The 14,160-nt window shown below is 67.9% G+C and carries 14 protein-coding genes; 5 read left to right on the top strand and 9 right to left on the bottom strand.

Going from position 1 to position 14,160, the window contains the following annotated elements; genetic code table 11:
• Positions 1-21 precede the first annotated feature (21 nt).
• The 4 genes from PL79_RS18555 to PL79_RS18540 form a co-directional block, all read right to left on the bottom strand.
• The gene (locus PL79_RS18555) at positions 22-639 is read right to left on the bottom strand and encodes a hypothetical protein (RefSeq protein WP_044843751.1); all 618 of its coding nucleotides are present in this window, start codon (positions 637-639) and stop codon (positions 22-24) included.
• A gap of 6 nt (positions 640-645) precedes the next feature.
• On the bottom strand, positions 646-2,106 hold the full coding sequence (gene guaB, locus PL79_RS18550; protein ID WP_044843752.1) for an IMP dehydrogenase: 1,461 nt from the start codon (positions 2,104-2,106) through the stop codon (positions 646-648).
• A gap of 276 nt (positions 2,107-2,382) precedes the next feature.
• A complete protein-coding gene (locus PL79_RS18545) occupies positions 2,383-3,210 on the bottom strand; it encodes a copper chaperone (RefSeq protein ID WP_044843753.1) in 828 nt (275 codons plus the stop codon).
• 30 nt (positions 3,211-3,240) lie between these two features.
• Positions 3,241-4,005: a DUF899 domain-containing protein gene (locus tag PL79_RS18540; protein ID WP_044843754.1), complete on the bottom strand. Its 765-nt coding sequence runs from the start codon at positions 4,003-4,005 to the stop codon at positions 3,241-3,243.
• Between the two features lie 113 nt (positions 4,006-4,118).
• Here PL79_RS18540 and PL79_RS18535 point away from each other — a divergent pair, with 113 nt between their 5' ends.
• From PL79_RS18535 to PL79_RS18525, 3 genes are all read left to right on the top strand, one after another.
• The gene (locus PL79_RS18535) at positions 4,119-5,339 is read left to right on the top strand and encodes a DNA-binding protein (protein ID WP_044843755.1); all 1,221 of its coding nucleotides are present in this window, start codon (positions 4,119-4,121) and stop codon (positions 5,337-5,339) included.
• A gap of 30 nt (positions 5,340-5,369) precedes the next feature.
• Entirely contained in the window at positions 5,370-6,053 is a 684-nt protein-coding gene (locus tag PL79_RS18530; RefSeq protein WP_044843756.1) for a Vgb family protein, read from the top strand.
• Positions 6,054-6,234: 181 nt separating this feature from the next.
• The gene (locus PL79_RS18525) at positions 6,235-7,218 is read left to right on the top strand and encodes a DMT family transporter (protein ID WP_044843757.1); all 984 of its coding nucleotides are present in this window, start codon (positions 6,235-6,237) and stop codon (positions 7,216-7,218) included.
• A 63-nt stretch (positions 7,219-7,281) separates the two neighbouring features.
• Here PL79_RS18525 and PL79_RS18520 read toward each other — a convergent pair whose 3' ends face one another.
• Both PL79_RS18520 and PL79_RS18515 read right to left on the bottom strand, forming a co-directional pair.
• Positions 7,282-7,605: an RnfH family protein gene (locus tag PL79_RS18520; RefSeq protein ID WP_044843758.1), complete on the bottom strand. Its 324-nt coding sequence runs from the start codon at positions 7,603-7,605 to the stop codon at positions 7,282-7,284.
• A 4-nt stretch (positions 7,606-7,609) separates the two neighbouring features.
• Entirely contained in the window at positions 7,610-8,047 is a 438-nt protein-coding gene (locus tag PL79_RS18515) for a type II toxin-antitoxin system RatA family toxin (RefSeq protein WP_044843759.1), read from the bottom strand.
• A 98-nt stretch (positions 8,048-8,145) separates the two neighbouring features.
• Here PL79_RS18515 and smpB point away from each other — a divergent pair, with 98 nt between their 5' ends.
• Positions 8,146-8,592 (top strand): SsrA-binding protein SmpB, encoded by a 447-nt coding sequence (gene smpB, locus PL79_RS18510; protein WP_044843760.1) that lies wholly within the window; start codon positions 8,146-8,148, stop codon positions 8,590-8,592.
• Positions 8,593-8,906: 314 nt separating this feature from the next.
• Here the strand turns inward: smpB and PL79_RS18505 are convergent, their stop codons facing one another.
• The 3 genes from PL79_RS18505 to ppsA all read right to left on the bottom strand — a co-directional run bounded on the left by PL79_RS18505 (position 8,907) and on the right by ppsA (position 12,920).
• Positions 8,907-9,842, bottom strand: coding sequence for an SPFH domain-containing protein (locus PL79_RS18505; RefSeq protein ID WP_044843761.1), 936 nt, complete (start codon positions 9,840-9,842; stop codon positions 8,907-8,909).
• 33 nt (positions 9,843-9,875) lie between these two features.
• Entirely contained in the window at positions 9,876-10,310 is a 435-nt protein-coding gene (locus PL79_RS18500; protein WP_044843762.1) for an NfeD family protein, read from the bottom strand.
• 210 nt (positions 10,311-10,520) lie between these two features.
• Positions 10,521-12,920 carry a phosphoenolpyruvate synthase gene (gene ppsA / locus PL79_RS18495; RefSeq protein ID WP_044843763.1) on the bottom strand — a complete coding sequence of 800 codons (2,400 nt, stop codon included), beginning with the start codon at positions 12,918-12,920 and terminating at the stop codon, positions 10,521-10,523.
• A gap of 374 nt (positions 12,921-13,294) precedes the next feature.
• Between ppsA and ppsR the strand changes: the two genes are divergently transcribed.
• Positions 13,295-14,110, top strand: coding sequence for a posphoenolpyruvate synthetase regulatory kinase/phosphorylase PpsR (ppsR, locus tag PL79_RS18490; RefSeq protein WP_044843764.1), 816 nt, complete (start codon positions 13,295-13,297; stop codon positions 14,108-14,110).
• Positions 14,111-14,160: the final 50 nt, after the last annotated feature.

The following is a 14,160-nucleotide window of genomic DNA, read 5'->3' as shown; positions in this document are numbered from 1 at the left end:
GCTCGCGCGACGCATCGCCGGTCAATCCTGCAACGGCGGGCGGGCGTCGAATGCGACGCTGCCTGACGCGCGGTCGGATGCGGCCGACGTGGTGGCCGCGGCCGGCGCCGAGGGCGCCGCCGGACGGCTGACGACCGGTTCGACACGCTGCCGCGGCGCAGAGGCCACCGCCGGTTCGGCCGGGCGCTTCGCGTCCCGGGCGTCGGGCGCCTGCGCCCGTTCCACCCGTTCCGCCTTCTCGCGCCGCCGCACGGTCGATGCCAGCCGCACGCCGCCGAGGCCCAGCAAGATCAGCGCGACCCCGGCCATCGCCGACAGCACGCGGCCGGCGGCCGCGAGCGCGGGACCGTTGCCGGTGCCGAACGACCACACGACCGCCAGCACGCCGATCAGCCAGTTCACATGGCCGACCGCACGTGCGACGGGCGCCGTGAGATCACCGTTGAGCGCCGCATGAAACGCGAGCCACGCGAGGCCGAGCAGCGCGATGCCGAACGCCTGGCCGAGCATCGCCGGCTGGATGTTCGCCAGCTGCAGCGCGTTGAACAGCGCCTGCCAGGGCGTCAGCACGAACAGCACGCCGAACGCCAGCAGCAGCACGGCATCGACGATCAGCACGGCTCGCAGCAGCGGTTTCATCGGCGATCAGTCCACGTGGTAGTTCGGTGCTTCCTTCGTGATCTGCACGTCGTGCACGTGCGACTCGCGCATGCCCGCCGCGGTGATCTGGACGAATTCGGCCTTGTCGTGCAGCTCATCGATCGTCTTGCAACCGCAGTAGCCCATGCTCGCGCGCACGCCGCCGACCAGCTGGAACAGGATCGCGTTGACCGAACCCTTGTACGCGACGCGGCCCTCGATGCCTTCCGGCACGAGCTTGTCGATGTTCGCCGAGTTGTCCTGGAAGTAGCGGTCCGCCGCGCCGTCCTTCATCGCGCCGACCGAACCCATGCCGCGGTACGACTTGTACTGGCGGCCCTGGTACAGGAACACGTCGCCCGGCGCCTCTTCGGTACCCGCGAACATGCTGCCCATCATCACCGCGTTCGCGCCGGCCGCGAGGGCCTTCGACACGTCGCCCGAGAAGCGCACGCCGCCGTCGGCGATGCACGGCACGCCGGTGCCCTTCAGCGCTTCCGCGACGTTCGCGATCGCGCTGATCTGCGGCACGCCGACGCCCGCGACGATCCGCGTCGTGCAGATCGAGCCCGGGCCGATACCGACCTTGACCGCGTCCGCGCCGTATTCGACGAGCGCCTTCGCGGCGGCGGCCGTCGCGATGTTGCCGCCGATCACCTCGACGTGCGGGAAGTTCTGCTTGACCCAGCGCACGCGCTCGAGCACGCCCTTGCTGTGGCCGTGCGCGGTATCGACGACGATCACGTCGACGCCGGCCTGCACCAGCAGCTCGACGCGCTCTTCGTTGTCCGGGCCGACGCCGACCGCCGCGCCTGCGCGCAGCTTGCCGTGTTCGTCCTTGCACGCATCCGGGTGTTCGGTCTGCTTCGTGATGTCCTTCACGGTCATCAGGCCGCGCAGTTCGAACGCGTCGTTGACGACCAGCACGCGCTCGAGGCGGTGGCTGTGCATCAGCGCCTTCGCTTCGGCGAGCGGCGTGCCTTCCTTGACGGTGACGAGACGCTCGCGCGGCGTCATGATCGACTTGACCGGTTCGTCGAGGCGCGATTCGAAACGCAGGTCGCGGTTCGTGACGATGCCGACGAGCTGCGGGCCTTCGACGACCGGGAAGCCCGAGATGCCATGCTGACGCGACAGCGCGATCACGTCGCGCACCTTCATCTGCGGCGGGACCGTGATCGGGTCGCGCACGACGCCCGATTCGAAACGCTTGACCTTCGCGACTTCGCGAGCCTGCTCGGCCGGCGTGAGGTTCTTGTGGACGATGCCCACACCACCCTGCTGCGCCATCGCGATCGCGAGGCGACCTTCGGTGACCGTGTCCATCGCGGCGGACACGAGCGGCATGTTCAGGGAGATGTTGCGGGTCAGCTTGGTCTTCAGGCTGGTGTCGCGCGGGAGAACGTCGGAAAAGGCGGGAACGAGGAGCACATCATCGAAAGTGAGTGCTTTTTGGATCAGACGCATGGCAAATCCTATGGGCGCAAAAGCGAATTATACGCGAAGCGCTGCGAATTTTCACAACACGAACAACGGGTTAGCCGTTTCCCGGCACTCGGGGGCCGAATCGTTCGGATCGCCGTTCGGTTCGTTTTCGATCGCCTTTCGTTTCACCCCCGCATCGGCCCATTCGCGCAGCCGGCCGGAATCGGGCCGATCGCCCGCCGTTGCCGTACGACGCCGGACCTGCCGACGGTGCCTGCGCCGGCCCCGTTCGACGCGCGCCGGCAGCCCCGGGCGCCGCTAGGCCAGCGCGGCCGCCGCCCACGCGATCATCGCCGCGCCGGCGCCGATCGCGACACCGCCGACGATCCGCGCGACGCGAACGCCAGCCGGCGCCAGCCGCTCGGCGGCGACCGCCACGGTCACGACGGCCATCACGCGCAGGTCCATCATGCCGGCCGCCAGTGCCACGGCCATCAGGTTCCCGCAGCAGGCGCCGCACCGTAGCGCGGTACGCACGCCGTACCGCCACGCGACTGCGGCGCGGGCTGCCGCCCGCGGCGCGCATGCGTCGTCCGGTGCATGTCGGGAGCAAGCGAGCCGGCGCGCCTTCCAGCCGGAAAACTGCAGCACGCCCGCGCCGAGCACGATCGCGCCAGCCGCGAACGGCACCGTGGCGGCGAGCGCGGGCAGCCGCGCGGCGGCCGCCGCCCAGGCAGTGCCGACCGGAAACACCAGCGCGCCGAGCGCCATCCACACGGAGAAATACGCGGCGCCCGCGACCGCGACGAACCATGCCGCACGCGCGTCGCCCACCGCGCCCAGACCTTGCCGATATCGCCAGAGCACCGGCGCCAGCACCGGCAGCATCATCGTCACCGTCATCGCGCCCCACATCCCGGCGAATGCGGCGAACGCGCGCCCTGCCTGCCATCCGCACGGCCTGAGCCACCCGGCCGACAGCGTCCAGCCGCCGGCCATCGGCATGCCGCCCATCGCGTCCATCGATGCGTGCTGCGCGAGCATCGCCCAGATCGCGGCGGCCCATACCGCGACGAGCGCGGCGCCGAACACCCGCCGGCCGCCGCCCGCGGCAGCGGCCGCAGTCCGTTTCGTCGCCGTGCTCATCGCCCGCTCCCGCGGCTCGCCGGGCCGTGCTCAACCGCGTGCATACTCGTCATGACGGCGCCACCACACGCCCGTCTCGTTGCGCCCGAGCGGCGCGCGATCGAGCCACTGGTACATTCCCCACAGCCCGTCGAGCCCGCGCGCGTACGTCGAATACGTGTGATAGACGATGCCGTCCTCGCGCACGAACGCGCTCATCCCCGGCCGGTCGCGCGCGTATGTGGCGGCGTCGGTGCCGCACGTCGCCGCGAACTGGGCGAGCGCGGCGGGCGGCGGGTCCATGTCCATCGCGTGGCCGGCGCGCGCATAGTTGTATTCGACGTCGCCGGCGCGCTGCTGCGCTTCGGTGAACGACACGTTGAAGTCGAAATTGAACTCACCGTCGTCCGACGACGCCCACGGAAAGTGCCAGCCCATCCGCTGCCGGTATCCCAGCAGCTTCGCAAGCGGCGCGCGCGACACCGCCGCGAGCGTCACGTCGTGGTTCGCGAGGTGGACCCCGAAACCGTCGAAGCCGTCGGCGAGCGCCGAGCACGACGGGCAGCCGGCCTTGTAGTCGGGGCCGAACATGAAGTGATAGACGAGCAGTTGCGAACGGCCGCCGAACAGATCGTCGAGCGTCGCCGGGCCGTCCTCGGTGTCGAACCGGTAGGCCTTGTCGACGCGCACCCACGGCAGCGCCTGGCGCCGCCGCGCGAGCGCGTCGCCCTGCCGGGTCAGCGCCTTTTCCGCATCGAGCAGCGCGCGGCGCGCAGCCAGCCATTCGTCGCGCGTTCCGGTGAGATGGTTCGTCATTACGGGTTCCTCCTTTCGATGGATATCCGGGCACGGCGCATCTGCCGTGTGCGTGGTGCTAGATTAGGACCGGGCGTCGGACCGGAGGGAGTGACAACTGTGTCGGGATTCGGATGGATTCGCTGATCACGGCCGCCGCGCGGGCGCTCGCGGCGGGCGACCCGCTCGGCGCGCTGAACCGCGTCGCGTTGCGCGACGACGCGCCGGCGCTCGCGTTGCGCGGCATCGCGATGGCCCAGCTCGGCGATTTCGAGCGCGCACGCGCGCTCGTGCGCAGCGCGGCGCGCGCGTTCGGCGCGAAGGAAGCCGTCGCGCGGGCGCGCTGTGTCGTCGCGGAGGCCGAGATCGCGCTGGCGTCGCGCGACCTCGGCTGGCCGTCGCGCGCCCTCGACGCCGCCTGCGCGACGCTCGACGCACACGGCGACCGCACGAACGCCGCGCATGCGCGCTATCTCGGCGTGCGCCGGCTGCTGCTGATCGGGCACGTCGGGGATGCCGAACAGCGGCTCGCGAGCCTAGATCCCGCACCGCTGCCCGCCGCATCGCGCGCGGCTCACGAACTGATCGCGGCCGGCATCGCGATGCGCCGCATCCGCCCGCACGCGGCGCGCCTGGCGCTCGCCCGTGCGCGCGCGGCCGCACAGGACGCCGGCATCGCCGCGCTGACGGCCGAAGTCGACACGGCTGCCCGCATGCTCGATACGCCGGCCGCGCGACTCATCGCGCGCGGTACGTCGCGGCTCGTGCTGCTCGACGAGGTCGAGGCGCTGCTGGCATCGAACGCGCTCGTCGTCGATGCATGCCGCCACGCGGTGCGCGACGCGCGCACGACCGTGTCGCTCGCACGCCGCCCGGTGCTGTTCGTGCTCGCCCGCGCACTGGGCGAGGCGTGGCCCGGCGACGTGTCGAGAAACGCGCTCGTCGCCGCGGCGTTTCGCGCGAGACACGCGGACGAATCGCATCGCGCCCGCCTGCGCGTCGAGATCGGCCGCTTGCGCGCGGTGCTGCGGCCGCTCGCGAACATCACTGCGACGCCGAGCGGCTTCGCGCTCGAACCGCTCGGCCCGCACGAGGCCGTCGTGCTCGCGCGTCCAGTCGACGACCGCCATGCGGCCGTGCTCGCGCTGCTCGCGGACGGCGAGGCGTGGTCGAGCTCCGCGCTGGCGCTCGCACTCGGCGTGAACCAGCGCACCGTGCAGCGCGCGCTCGATGCGCTCGCCGAAGCGGACAAGGTGCAGGCGGTCGGCCGCGGTCGCGCGCGCCGCTGGATGACGCCGCCGCTGCCCGGATTCGCGACGACCTTGTTACTCCCCGCGCCGCTGCCGGGCGACTAGGATGGGGATACCAACGACGAGGTGACAAACATGAAACGCTCCCCCGCAGACATCCTCCGCGAATACGGCCCGTTTCCGGGCGTCGACGGCGTACACGGCGTCACGTTCGACGGGCGGCACGTGTGGTTCGCGTCCGGCGACAAGCTGAACGCGCTCGACCCGGAACGCGGCACGACCGTGCGCGCACTCGACGTCGCCGCGCACGCAGGCACCGCGTTCGACGGGCGCCACCTGTTCCAGATCGTCGAGGACCGTATCGAGAAGATCGATCCCGACTCCGGCCGCGTGCTCGCGACGATCCCCGCGCCCGGCGGCGGCGCCGATTCGGGGCTGGCCTGGGCGGAAGGCACGCTGTGGGTCGGCCAGTACCGCGAACGCAAGATTCACCAGGTGGATCCGCAATCGGGCGCCGTGCTGCGCACGATCGAATCGAACCGCTTCGTCACCGGCGTGACGTGGGTCGACGGCGAGCTGTGGCACGGCACCTGGGAAGCGGACGAGAGCGCGTTGCGGCGGATCGACCCGCGCAACGGGCAAGTGCTCGAACAGGTCGACATGCCGCCCGGCGTCGGCGTGTCGGGGCTGGAGTCCGACGGCCGCGACCTCTTCTACTGCGGCGGCGGCAACAGCGGCAAGCTGCGCACCGTGCGCCGCCCCGCGCGAGCAGCCGCGGCGGGCGACAGTGCGGCGGCGGCCGAACCGGTCGAGCGCTGATCGGTTGAGCGTCGAAGGGCAACGCGACCCGCCGCAGCCCCCGGTTAAACAGGACCGGGGCGCGGCGGCGCTTGCAGCCGGTCCCTGCCACACCCCGCTCCCGAGTGCAGGAATGAACAAGACGCGGTCGCGCCGCCGTCGTTAAGATGCGCGCTCGTCAGTCTTTCGTTCGGAGCAGTCGATGCAGCGCGGTGTGGTGTATGGCGTCCTCGCGGGCGCGTTGTGGGGCATGGTCTTTCTCGTGCCGCGGCTGATGACCGACTTCTCGCCGCTGCTGCTGAGCGCGGGCCGCTATGCGATGTACGGCCTCGTGTCGCTGGCGGCGGCCCTGCCGGCCGCCCGCTCGCTGCTCGCCCGGCTGACCCGCGAGGATCTCGTCGCGCTCGCGAAGCTCGCGCTGATCGGCAACGTTGCGTACTACATGCTGCTGTCCGGTGCCGTGCACCTGATCGGCATCGCACCCAGCTCCCTGATCGTCGGCGTGCTGCCCGTGACCGTCACGCTCGCGGGCCTCGGCGACCACGGCGCGATGCCGCTGCGGCGCCTCGCCGCCCCGCTCGCGCTGGTGATCGCCGGCATCGTCTGCATCAACGTCGACCTCTTCACGTCGGAAGCCGCGCAGGCGACGACGCTCGGCCAGAAGCTCGCGGGCATCGCGTGCGCAAGCGGCGCACTCGCGAGCTGGACCTGGTACGCGGTCGCGAACACGCGCTACCTGCAGCGCAACCCTCATTTCGGCGGCAACGAGTGGTCGGTGCTGTGGGGTGTGGTGACGGGCCTGATCGGCGGCCTCTGCTGGCTCGCGATCCTCGCGCTGCCGGCCGGCACGGTGCAGGCCGCCGTTCCGGCATCGCGCTGGCAACTGTTCTGGCTGCTGAACCTCGTGCTTGCGATCGGCGCGTCGTGGCTCGGCAACGGACTGTGGAACGCGGCGTCGAAGCGGCTGCCGCTCACGCTGTCCGGCCAGCTGATCGTCTTCGAAACCGTGTTCGCGATGCTCTATGCGTTCGTCTACGATCAGCGGATGCCGCGCGTACTCGAGATCGTGGCGCTCGCCCTGCTGCTGGCGGGCGTCTACGGGTCGGTGCGCCGGCACAACGACACGCATGCGGGCGGCAACACGCCCGGCAACGCGGCCGTGAACGCGAACGTCACGGCGCACTGAGCGCCGCCGCGCCTGGTCTGACGAATCGGAACGGAGAAGATGCAGCGACGCCGACGCGACGCGTCAGCGCGCGTCCTTGTGCATCCACTTGCGGCCCTCGACGGAGCCCTCGCGGCGGGTCTTGTCGACGCGCCGCTGACGCGCGAGCTTCGGATCGACGATCAACGGGCGGTAGATCTCGACGCGGTCGTGGTCGGCGAGCGGTGCGTCGAGCGGCGCGAGCTTGCCGAATATGCCGGTTTTCGCGTGCGCGAGGTCGATTTCCGGGTGCAGCGCGAGCACGCCGCTCGCGTCGATCGCCGCGCGCACGGTCGCGCCTTCGGGCAGCGACACCGGAATCAGCGTCTGGCGATCCGGCAGCGCGTAGCAGACTTCGATCGACAGCATCGCGTCACCCCTTCCCGTAGCGCTGGTCGGCGCGCTTGACGAACGAATCGACGAACGTGTTCGCGATATGGCTGAACACCGGCCCGATGATCTTCTCGAGCAGGATGCTCGAGAACTCGTAGTGCAGCGCGAATTCGATCTTGCATGCATCGGCGCGCAGCGGGATGAAGCGCCACGAGCCCGTGAACTTCCGGAACGGGCCGTCCGCGAACTCCATGTCGATCCGCGTCGGGCGCTGCTGCGTGTTGCGCGTCGCGAAATGCTGCTTGATGCCCTTGAAGTTGATGTCGATGCGCGCTTCCATCCCGCTGTCGTCCTGACGGCGGATCTCGACGCCGCCGCACCAGGGCAGGAAATTAGGGTAATCGGCCACGTCGGTGACGAGGTCGAACATCTGTTCCGCCGAATGACGGATCAATACGGTTTTCTGGACATCTGCCATAAATCGCGCGGCATCGCTCGAGGTGAGAACGCAAGCCGGGCGATTCCCGCCCTGCTTTGCTAAAATTGTGATTTTAAACGAGTTGGCCCGATCCTTTCATGAGCATCATCGACAACAGGAAAGCGCACTTCGATTATCACATCGAGGAACGCTACGAGACGGGGCTCGTGCTCGAGGGCTGGGAAGTCAAGGCGCTGCGCGCCGGGCGCGGCCAGATCAAGGAAGGCTACGTCGTGGTGAAGAACGCCGAGATCTTCCTGATCGGTACCCACATCAGCCCGCTGCCCGAAGCCTCGACGCACATCAAGCCCGATCCGGTCCGCACGCGCAAGCTGCTGCTACACCGTGACGAAATCAAGAAACTGATCGGCAAGGTCGAGCAGCGTGGCTACACGCTCGTGCCGCTGAACTTCCACTACAAGGGCGGTCGCGTGAAATGCGACATCGCGCTCGCGAAGGGCAAGAAGCTGCACGACAAGCGCGAAACCGAGAAGAAGCGCGACTGGGAACGCGAAAAGGCGCGCATCATGCGCGCCGGCACCTGACGCTCGGGAAAGCCAGCCTCGCAAACGACACGGCCCGCTCGAAGCGGGCCGTGTTGCTGTGTGCGATGCGAAGCGCATGAGCGCCGGCCGGACCGCCGCTCGCGTTCCGGGACGAACCGCTGCGCAGCCTGCGCTGCTGACATGCGGGCGCGATCGCGCCCGAGGTCACGCGACGATTCGCCGCATGCCGGGCACATAACGAGCACATAACGAGCACATGACCGGCACATACCGGGCGCATGCCGGGCGCACGAGCGGCGCGCACCCGGCAACGCTCGCGGCGATCGCCGGCACGCGTAACCCGCGCGTGCCGCTCAGCCCCGCCCGCTCGCCGCCGGTGCCGCGTTCTTGACGATCGTCAGCGCCGACGCGATCGCGGTGCCGAGATCCGACAGGTTCGCCGGCACGATCAGCGTATTGCCCTGTTTCGCGAGGTTCGAGAACGCGCCGACGTACTGCTCGGCGACCTTCAGGTTCACCGCATCCATCCCGCCCTGCGACTGGATCGCGTTCGCGATCTTCTGGATGGCCTGCGCGTTCGCCTCGGCCACCGCGAGAATCGCGGCCGCCTCACCCTGCGCCTGGTTGATCGCGGCCTGCCGCTCGCCTTCCGACTTCTGGATCGCCGCTTCGCGCGCGCCCGACGCGAGGTTGATCTGCTCCTGCTTGCGGCCTTCGGAAGCAGCGATCAGCGCGCGCTTTTCCCGCTCGGCGGTGATCTGCGCCTGCATCGCGTGCAGGATCTCCTTCGGCGGCGTCAGGTCCTTGATCTCGTAGCGCAGCACTTTCACGCCCCAGTTCGCGGCCGCCTGGTCGAGCGCCGACACGATGTTGTGGTTGATGAAGTCGCGTTCCTCGAAGGTCTTGTCGAGTTCGAGCTTGCCGACCACCGAGCGCAGCGTCGTCTGCGCGAGCTGCGTGATCGCGAGCACGAAGTTGCTCGACCCATACGACGCCTTCATCGGATCGGTCACCTGGAAGTACAGCACGCCGTCGACCTGCAGCTGCGTGTTGTCGCGCGTGATGCAGACCTGGCTCGGCACGTCGAGCGGAATTTCCTTCAGCACGTGCCGGTAGGCGATCCGGTCGACGAACGGCAGCACGATATTGAGACCGGGCGACAGCGTCGCGTGATAGCGCCCGAAGCGTTCGAGCACCCACGCATGCTGCTGCGGCACGATCTTCACCGTCTTCGACACGATCACGATGGCGATGACGAGCAGGACGACCCAGATGATCAGCGAATCCATGAAATATTCCCTCCTTGTTGTATCAGTGGACGATCAGCCCGCGGGTTTCGCGATGACGACGAGACTGTTGCCGCGCACGGCACGCACCTGGTACACGCGTGCATCGTCGCGCTCGCCGGCCGCGAGTTCGACGTCCCAGTCGGCGCCGCGATACTGCACGCGCGCGCGGCGGTCGTGCCACGCGTCGACCGTGACGGTCGCGCCGATATCGAGATTGACGTCCGGATTCGTCGACGTGTCGCGCTTCTGCTTGCGCCCGAGCCCCGAGCGGCGCAGCACGATCATCGCGACGATCGCGACCACGGCGGCCGCACCGAACTGCACGTGCGGCGCGAAACCGGCGAGCTGCAGCAGCGCGCCCGCGAGAAAGCCGAGCGCGATCATCAGCAGGTAGAACGTGCCGGTCAGCAATTCGGCGACGACCAGCACGCCGACTCCGACCCACCAGAACAGATGCCCCGACATCATTGTGGTCTCCCGAAAAACGTCCCCGCTGCTCACTATATTCGCTGCGCGCCCGCCCGTGGGTCGCGGTCGACACGCATGACGCAACGCGGCGCGTACCGACGAAAAAAAACACCCCGGCGCTTACCGGGGTGTTTATAACACGAACCTTGCATTTTGCCTTCAACACAAGCGCGGCGTACCGCGCTTGCGCCGAATAAGCGTTACCGACCGTTACTTCCGGTTGGCGAGTGCCTGCCACGTATCGATGATCGTGTCCGGGTTCAGCGAGATCGACACGATGCCTTCGTCGGTCAGCCATTGCGCGAAGTCCGGGTGATCGGACGGGCCCTGGCCGCAGATACCGACGTACTTGCCCATCTTGCGGCAGGTATCGATCGCGCGCTTGAGCAGGAACTTGACGGCCGGGTCGCGTTCGTCGAAGTCGACGGCCAGCAGTTCCATGCCCGAGTCACGGTCGAGGCCGAGCGTGAGCTGCGTGAGGTCGTTCGAACCGATCGAGAAACCGTCGAAGTGCTCGAGGAACTCTTCGGCGAGGATCGCGTTGGTCGGGACTTCGCACATCATCACGAGGCGCAGGCCGTTTTCACCGCGCTTCAGGCCGAACTTCTCGAGCAGGCCGACGACACGCTCCGCCTGCTTCACGGTACGCACGAACGGCACCATGATCTCGACGTTGGTCAGGCCCATCTCGTCGCGCACGCGCTTCAGTGCACGGCATTCCATCTCGAACGCCTGCGCGAAGTCCTCGGCGATGTAACGCGACGCGCCGCGGAAGCCCAGCATCGGGTTTTCCTCGTCCGGCTCGTAGCGCGAACCGCCGATCAGCTTCTTGTACTCGTTCGACTTGAAGTCGGACAGACGCACGATCACGGGCTTCGGATAGAACGCCGCGGCGATCGTCGCGACGCCTTCCGTCAGCTTGTCGACGTAGAACTGGCGCGGCGACGCGTGACCGCGCGCGACGCTCTCGACCGCCTTCTTCAGGTCCTGGTCGATGTTCGGGTACTCGAGGATCGCCTTCGGGTGCACGCCGATGTTGTTGTTGATGATGAACTCGAGACGCGCGAGGCCAACACCACCGTTCGGCAGTTGCGAGAAGTCGAACGCGAGCTGCGGGTTGCCGACGTTCATCATGATCTTGACCGGGATTTCCGGCAGTTCGCCGCGCTGCACTTCCGTGACTTCCGTCTCGAGCAGCCCGTCGTAGATCTTGCCTTCGTCGCCTTCCGCGCACGACACCGTGACGAGCGCGCCGTCCTTCAGGATGTCGGTTGCGTCGCCGCAGCCGACGACTGCCGGCACGCCGAGCTCACGCGCGATGATTGCCGCGTGGCAGGTGCGGCCGCCACGGTTCGTGACGATCGCCGCCGCACGCTTCATCACCGGCTCCCAGTTCGGGTCGGTCATGTCCGCCACCAGCACGTCGCCCGGCTGCACGCGTTCCATTTCCGACGGGTCCTGGATCACGCGCACGGGGCCCGCGCCGATCTTCTGGCCGATCGCGCGGCCCGTTGCCAGCACCTGCGACTGGCCCTTCAGCTTGAAGCGCTGCTCGGCCTTGCCGCTCGCCTGGCTCTTCACCGTTTCCGGACGCGCCTGCAGGATGAAGATCTTGCCGTCGCGGCCGTCCTTGCCCCACTCGATGTCCATCGGACGCTGGTAGTGCTTCTCGATGATGACCGCGTACTTCGCGAGCTCGATCACGTCTTCGTCGGTGATCGAGTAGCGGTTGCGCTGCTCGTGCGGCACGTCGACCGTCTTCACGCGGCCCGGCTCGCCCGGCTGCGTGAATTCCATCTTGATCAGCTTCGAGCCGATCGAGCGGCGGATGATCGGGTACTTGTCCTGTGCGAGCGTCGTCTTGAACACGTAGAACTCGTCCGGGTTCACGGCGCCCTGCACGACGGTTTCGCCCAGGCCGTAGCTCGACGTGATGAACACGGCGTCCTTGAAGCCCGATTCGGTGTCGATCGTGAACATCACGCCGGCCGCGCCGACGTCCGAGCGGACCATGCGCTGCACACCGGCCGACAGCGCGACTTCAGCGTGCGTGAAGCCCTTGTGGACGCGGTACGAGATCGCGCGGTCGTTGTACAGCGACGCGAACACGTGCTTCATGCGGTCGAGCACGTCGTCGATGCCGACGACGTTCAGGTACGACTCCTGCTGGCCGGCGAACGACGCGTCGGGCAGGTCTTCCGCGGTCGCGGACGAACGCACGGCGAACGACAGCTCGCCCGGCGAGCCGTTCTTCAGGATTTCGAACTGTGCGCGGATTTCCTCCTCGAGACGTGCCTGCAGCGGCGCGTCGACGATCCACTTGCGGATTTCGGCACCGGCTTCGGCGAGCGCCTTCACGTCGTCGATGTCGAGCGACTCGAGACGCTTGGCGATGCGATCGGTCAGATCGTTGTGCTTGAGGAAATCGCGGAATGCGAGCGCGGTCGTGGCGAAACCGGTGGGTACGCGAACGCCTGCTTCGGAAAGCTGGCTGATCATCTCGCCGAGCGACGCATTCTTGCCGCCCACGATCTCCACATCGGTCATCCGCAACTGCTCGAACGGGATTACATACGCCTGGTCCTTTGCGACGTTTGCTGCGTTAGTCATACAAGCCCCTAAGTGTGAAAAAAATGCTCGATTGCGCAAGTGGGCTCGGACGCGGGCGCTTGCAAAAAGGCGCGGCGCGTCTTGCGCAACCTGTTGGAGAAACAATCGCAGGCGGGAAATCTTCCGACCCGATTTGCAAAAATCCCGGCAGAAGGGCGATATATTCAGACGAATCGCCGAACTTGCCGGGAGTTCTGGAACGCTCGCGGCAAGCCTGGCGTGCCGTTCGCACCCCGCCCCCGCAATTGCTTATCCAACAGGTTGCCGCTATTCTACCGTGCCGGCTGCCGGATGTGGCGCGACCTTGTCACTGTGCCTGGAGGCGGACCTCCAGCGGCCCGCGCAACCGCCCTTCACGCTCGACGCCCAGATTCATGCTGCCTACCGTTTTCATCGTCTCCGACGGCACCGGGATCACTGCCGAAACCTTCGCGCACTCGATCCTCTCCCAGTTCGACCAGAAATTCCGCCTCGTGCGCGTGCCGTTCGTCGACTCGCTCGACAAGGCCTTTTCGACCGTCGAGAAGATCAACGAAGCCGCGGTGCACGACGGCCGACGCGCGATCGTGTTCACGACGCTCGTCGACAGCGAGTCGAACGACATCGTCAAGCGCTCGAACGCGCTCGTGCTGGACATGTTCCAGCGCTTCGTCGAGCCGCTCGAGCAGGAACTGGAGCTGAAGTCGAGCCACGCGATGGGCCGCGGCCACCAGAACGCCGACACCGAGGAATACAAGACGCGGATCGAGGCGATCAACTTCTCGCTCGCGCACGACGACGGCCAGTCGAACCGCAACCTGTCGGAAGCCGACGTGATCCTGGTCGGCGTGTCGCGCAGCGGCAAGACGCCGACGAGCCTGTATCTCGCGATGCAGTACGGCGTGAAGGCCGCCAACTATCCGCTGATTCCGGAGGACTTCGAGCGCGGCAAGCTGCCGTCGGCGCTGTCGCCGCATCGCGACAAGCTGTTCGGGCTGTCGATCGATCCGCAGCGCCTGTCGGAGATCCGCAACGAGCGCCGCCCCGGCAGCAAGTACGCGGCGCCCGAGAATTGCCGCTACGAGATCAACGAGGCCGAGGCGATGATGCGCCGCGAAGGGATCAAGTGGCTGTCGTCGACGCACAAGTCGATCGAGGAGATCGCGACGACGATCCTGCAGGAAATCCGCCTCGACCGGCAGTCGTACTGACGACCGGCGCACGGGCGGCCGCCGGGCCGCCGTCGCCAGAAGCAACAAGG

This window comes from Burkholderia sp. USMB20, from assembly GCF_000949135.2.
Taxonomy (GTDB): domain Bacteria; phylum Pseudomonadota; class Gammaproteobacteria; order Burkholderiales; family Burkholderiaceae; genus Burkholderia.
The sequence above is the reverse complement of the archived record's forward strand: the minus strand, read 5'-3'. Positions and strand labels throughout refer to the sequence as shown.

What these genes read in the sequence shown, in the direction of transcription:
- PL79_RS18520 (WP_044843758.1), bottom strand. Translation starts at nt 7,605, where the DNA reads ATGCTGTCGATCGAAGTCTGCTACGCGCTGCCGGATCGCCAGACGCTG.
- ppsR (WP_044843764.1), top strand. Translation starts at nt 13,295, where the DNA reads ATGCTGCCTACCGTTTTCATCGTCTCCGACGGCACCGGGATCACTGCC.
- PL79_RS18545 (WP_044843753.1), bottom strand. Translation starts at nt 3,210, where the DNA reads ATGAGCACGGCGACGAAACGGACTGCGGCCGCTGCCGCGGGCGGCGGC.
- PL79_RS18535 (WP_044843755.1), top strand. Translation starts at nt 4,119, where the DNA reads ATGGATTCGCTGATCACGGCCGCCGCGCGGGCGCTCGCGGCGGGCGAC.
- PL79_RS18500 (WP_044843762.1), bottom strand. Translation starts at nt 10,310, where the DNA reads ATGATGTCGGGGCATCTGTTCTGGTGGGTCGGAGTCGGCGTGCTGGTC.
- smpB (WP_044843760.1), top strand. Translation starts at nt 8,146, where the DNA reads ATGAGCATCATCGACAACAGGAAAGCGCACTTCGATTATCACATCGAG.
- ppsA (WP_044843763.1), bottom strand. Translation starts at nt 12,920, where the DNA reads ATGACTAACGCAGCAAACGTCGCAAAGGACCAGGCGTATGTAATCCCG.
- PL79_RS18555 (WP_044843751.1), bottom strand. Translation starts at nt 639, where the DNA reads ATGAAACCGCTGCTGCGAGCCGTGCTGATCGTCGATGCCGTGCTGCTG.
- guaB (WP_044843752.1), bottom strand. Translation starts at nt 2,106, where the DNA reads ATGCGTCTGATCCAAAAAGCACTCACTTTCGATGATGTGCTCCTCGTT.
- PL79_RS18530 (WP_044843756.1), top strand. Translation starts at nt 5,370, where the DNA reads ATGAAACGCTCCCCCGCAGACATCCTCCGCGAATACGGCCCGTTTCCG.
- PL79_RS18525 (WP_044843757.1), top strand. Translation starts at nt 6,235, where the DNA reads ATGCAGCGCGGTGTGGTGTATGGCGTCCTCGCGGGCGCGTTGTGGGGC.
- PL79_RS18540 (WP_044843754.1), bottom strand. Translation starts at nt 4,005, where the DNA reads ATGACGAACCATCTCACCGGAACGCGCGACGAATGGCTGGCTGCGCGC.
- PL79_RS18505 (WP_044843761.1), bottom strand. Translation starts at nt 9,842, where the DNA reads ATGGATTCGCTGATCATCTGGGTCGTCCTGCTCGTCATCGCCATCGTG.
- PL79_RS18515 (WP_044843759.1), bottom strand. Translation starts at nt 8,047, where the DNA reads ATGGCAGATGTCCAGAAAACCGTATTGATCCGTCATTCGGCGGAACAG.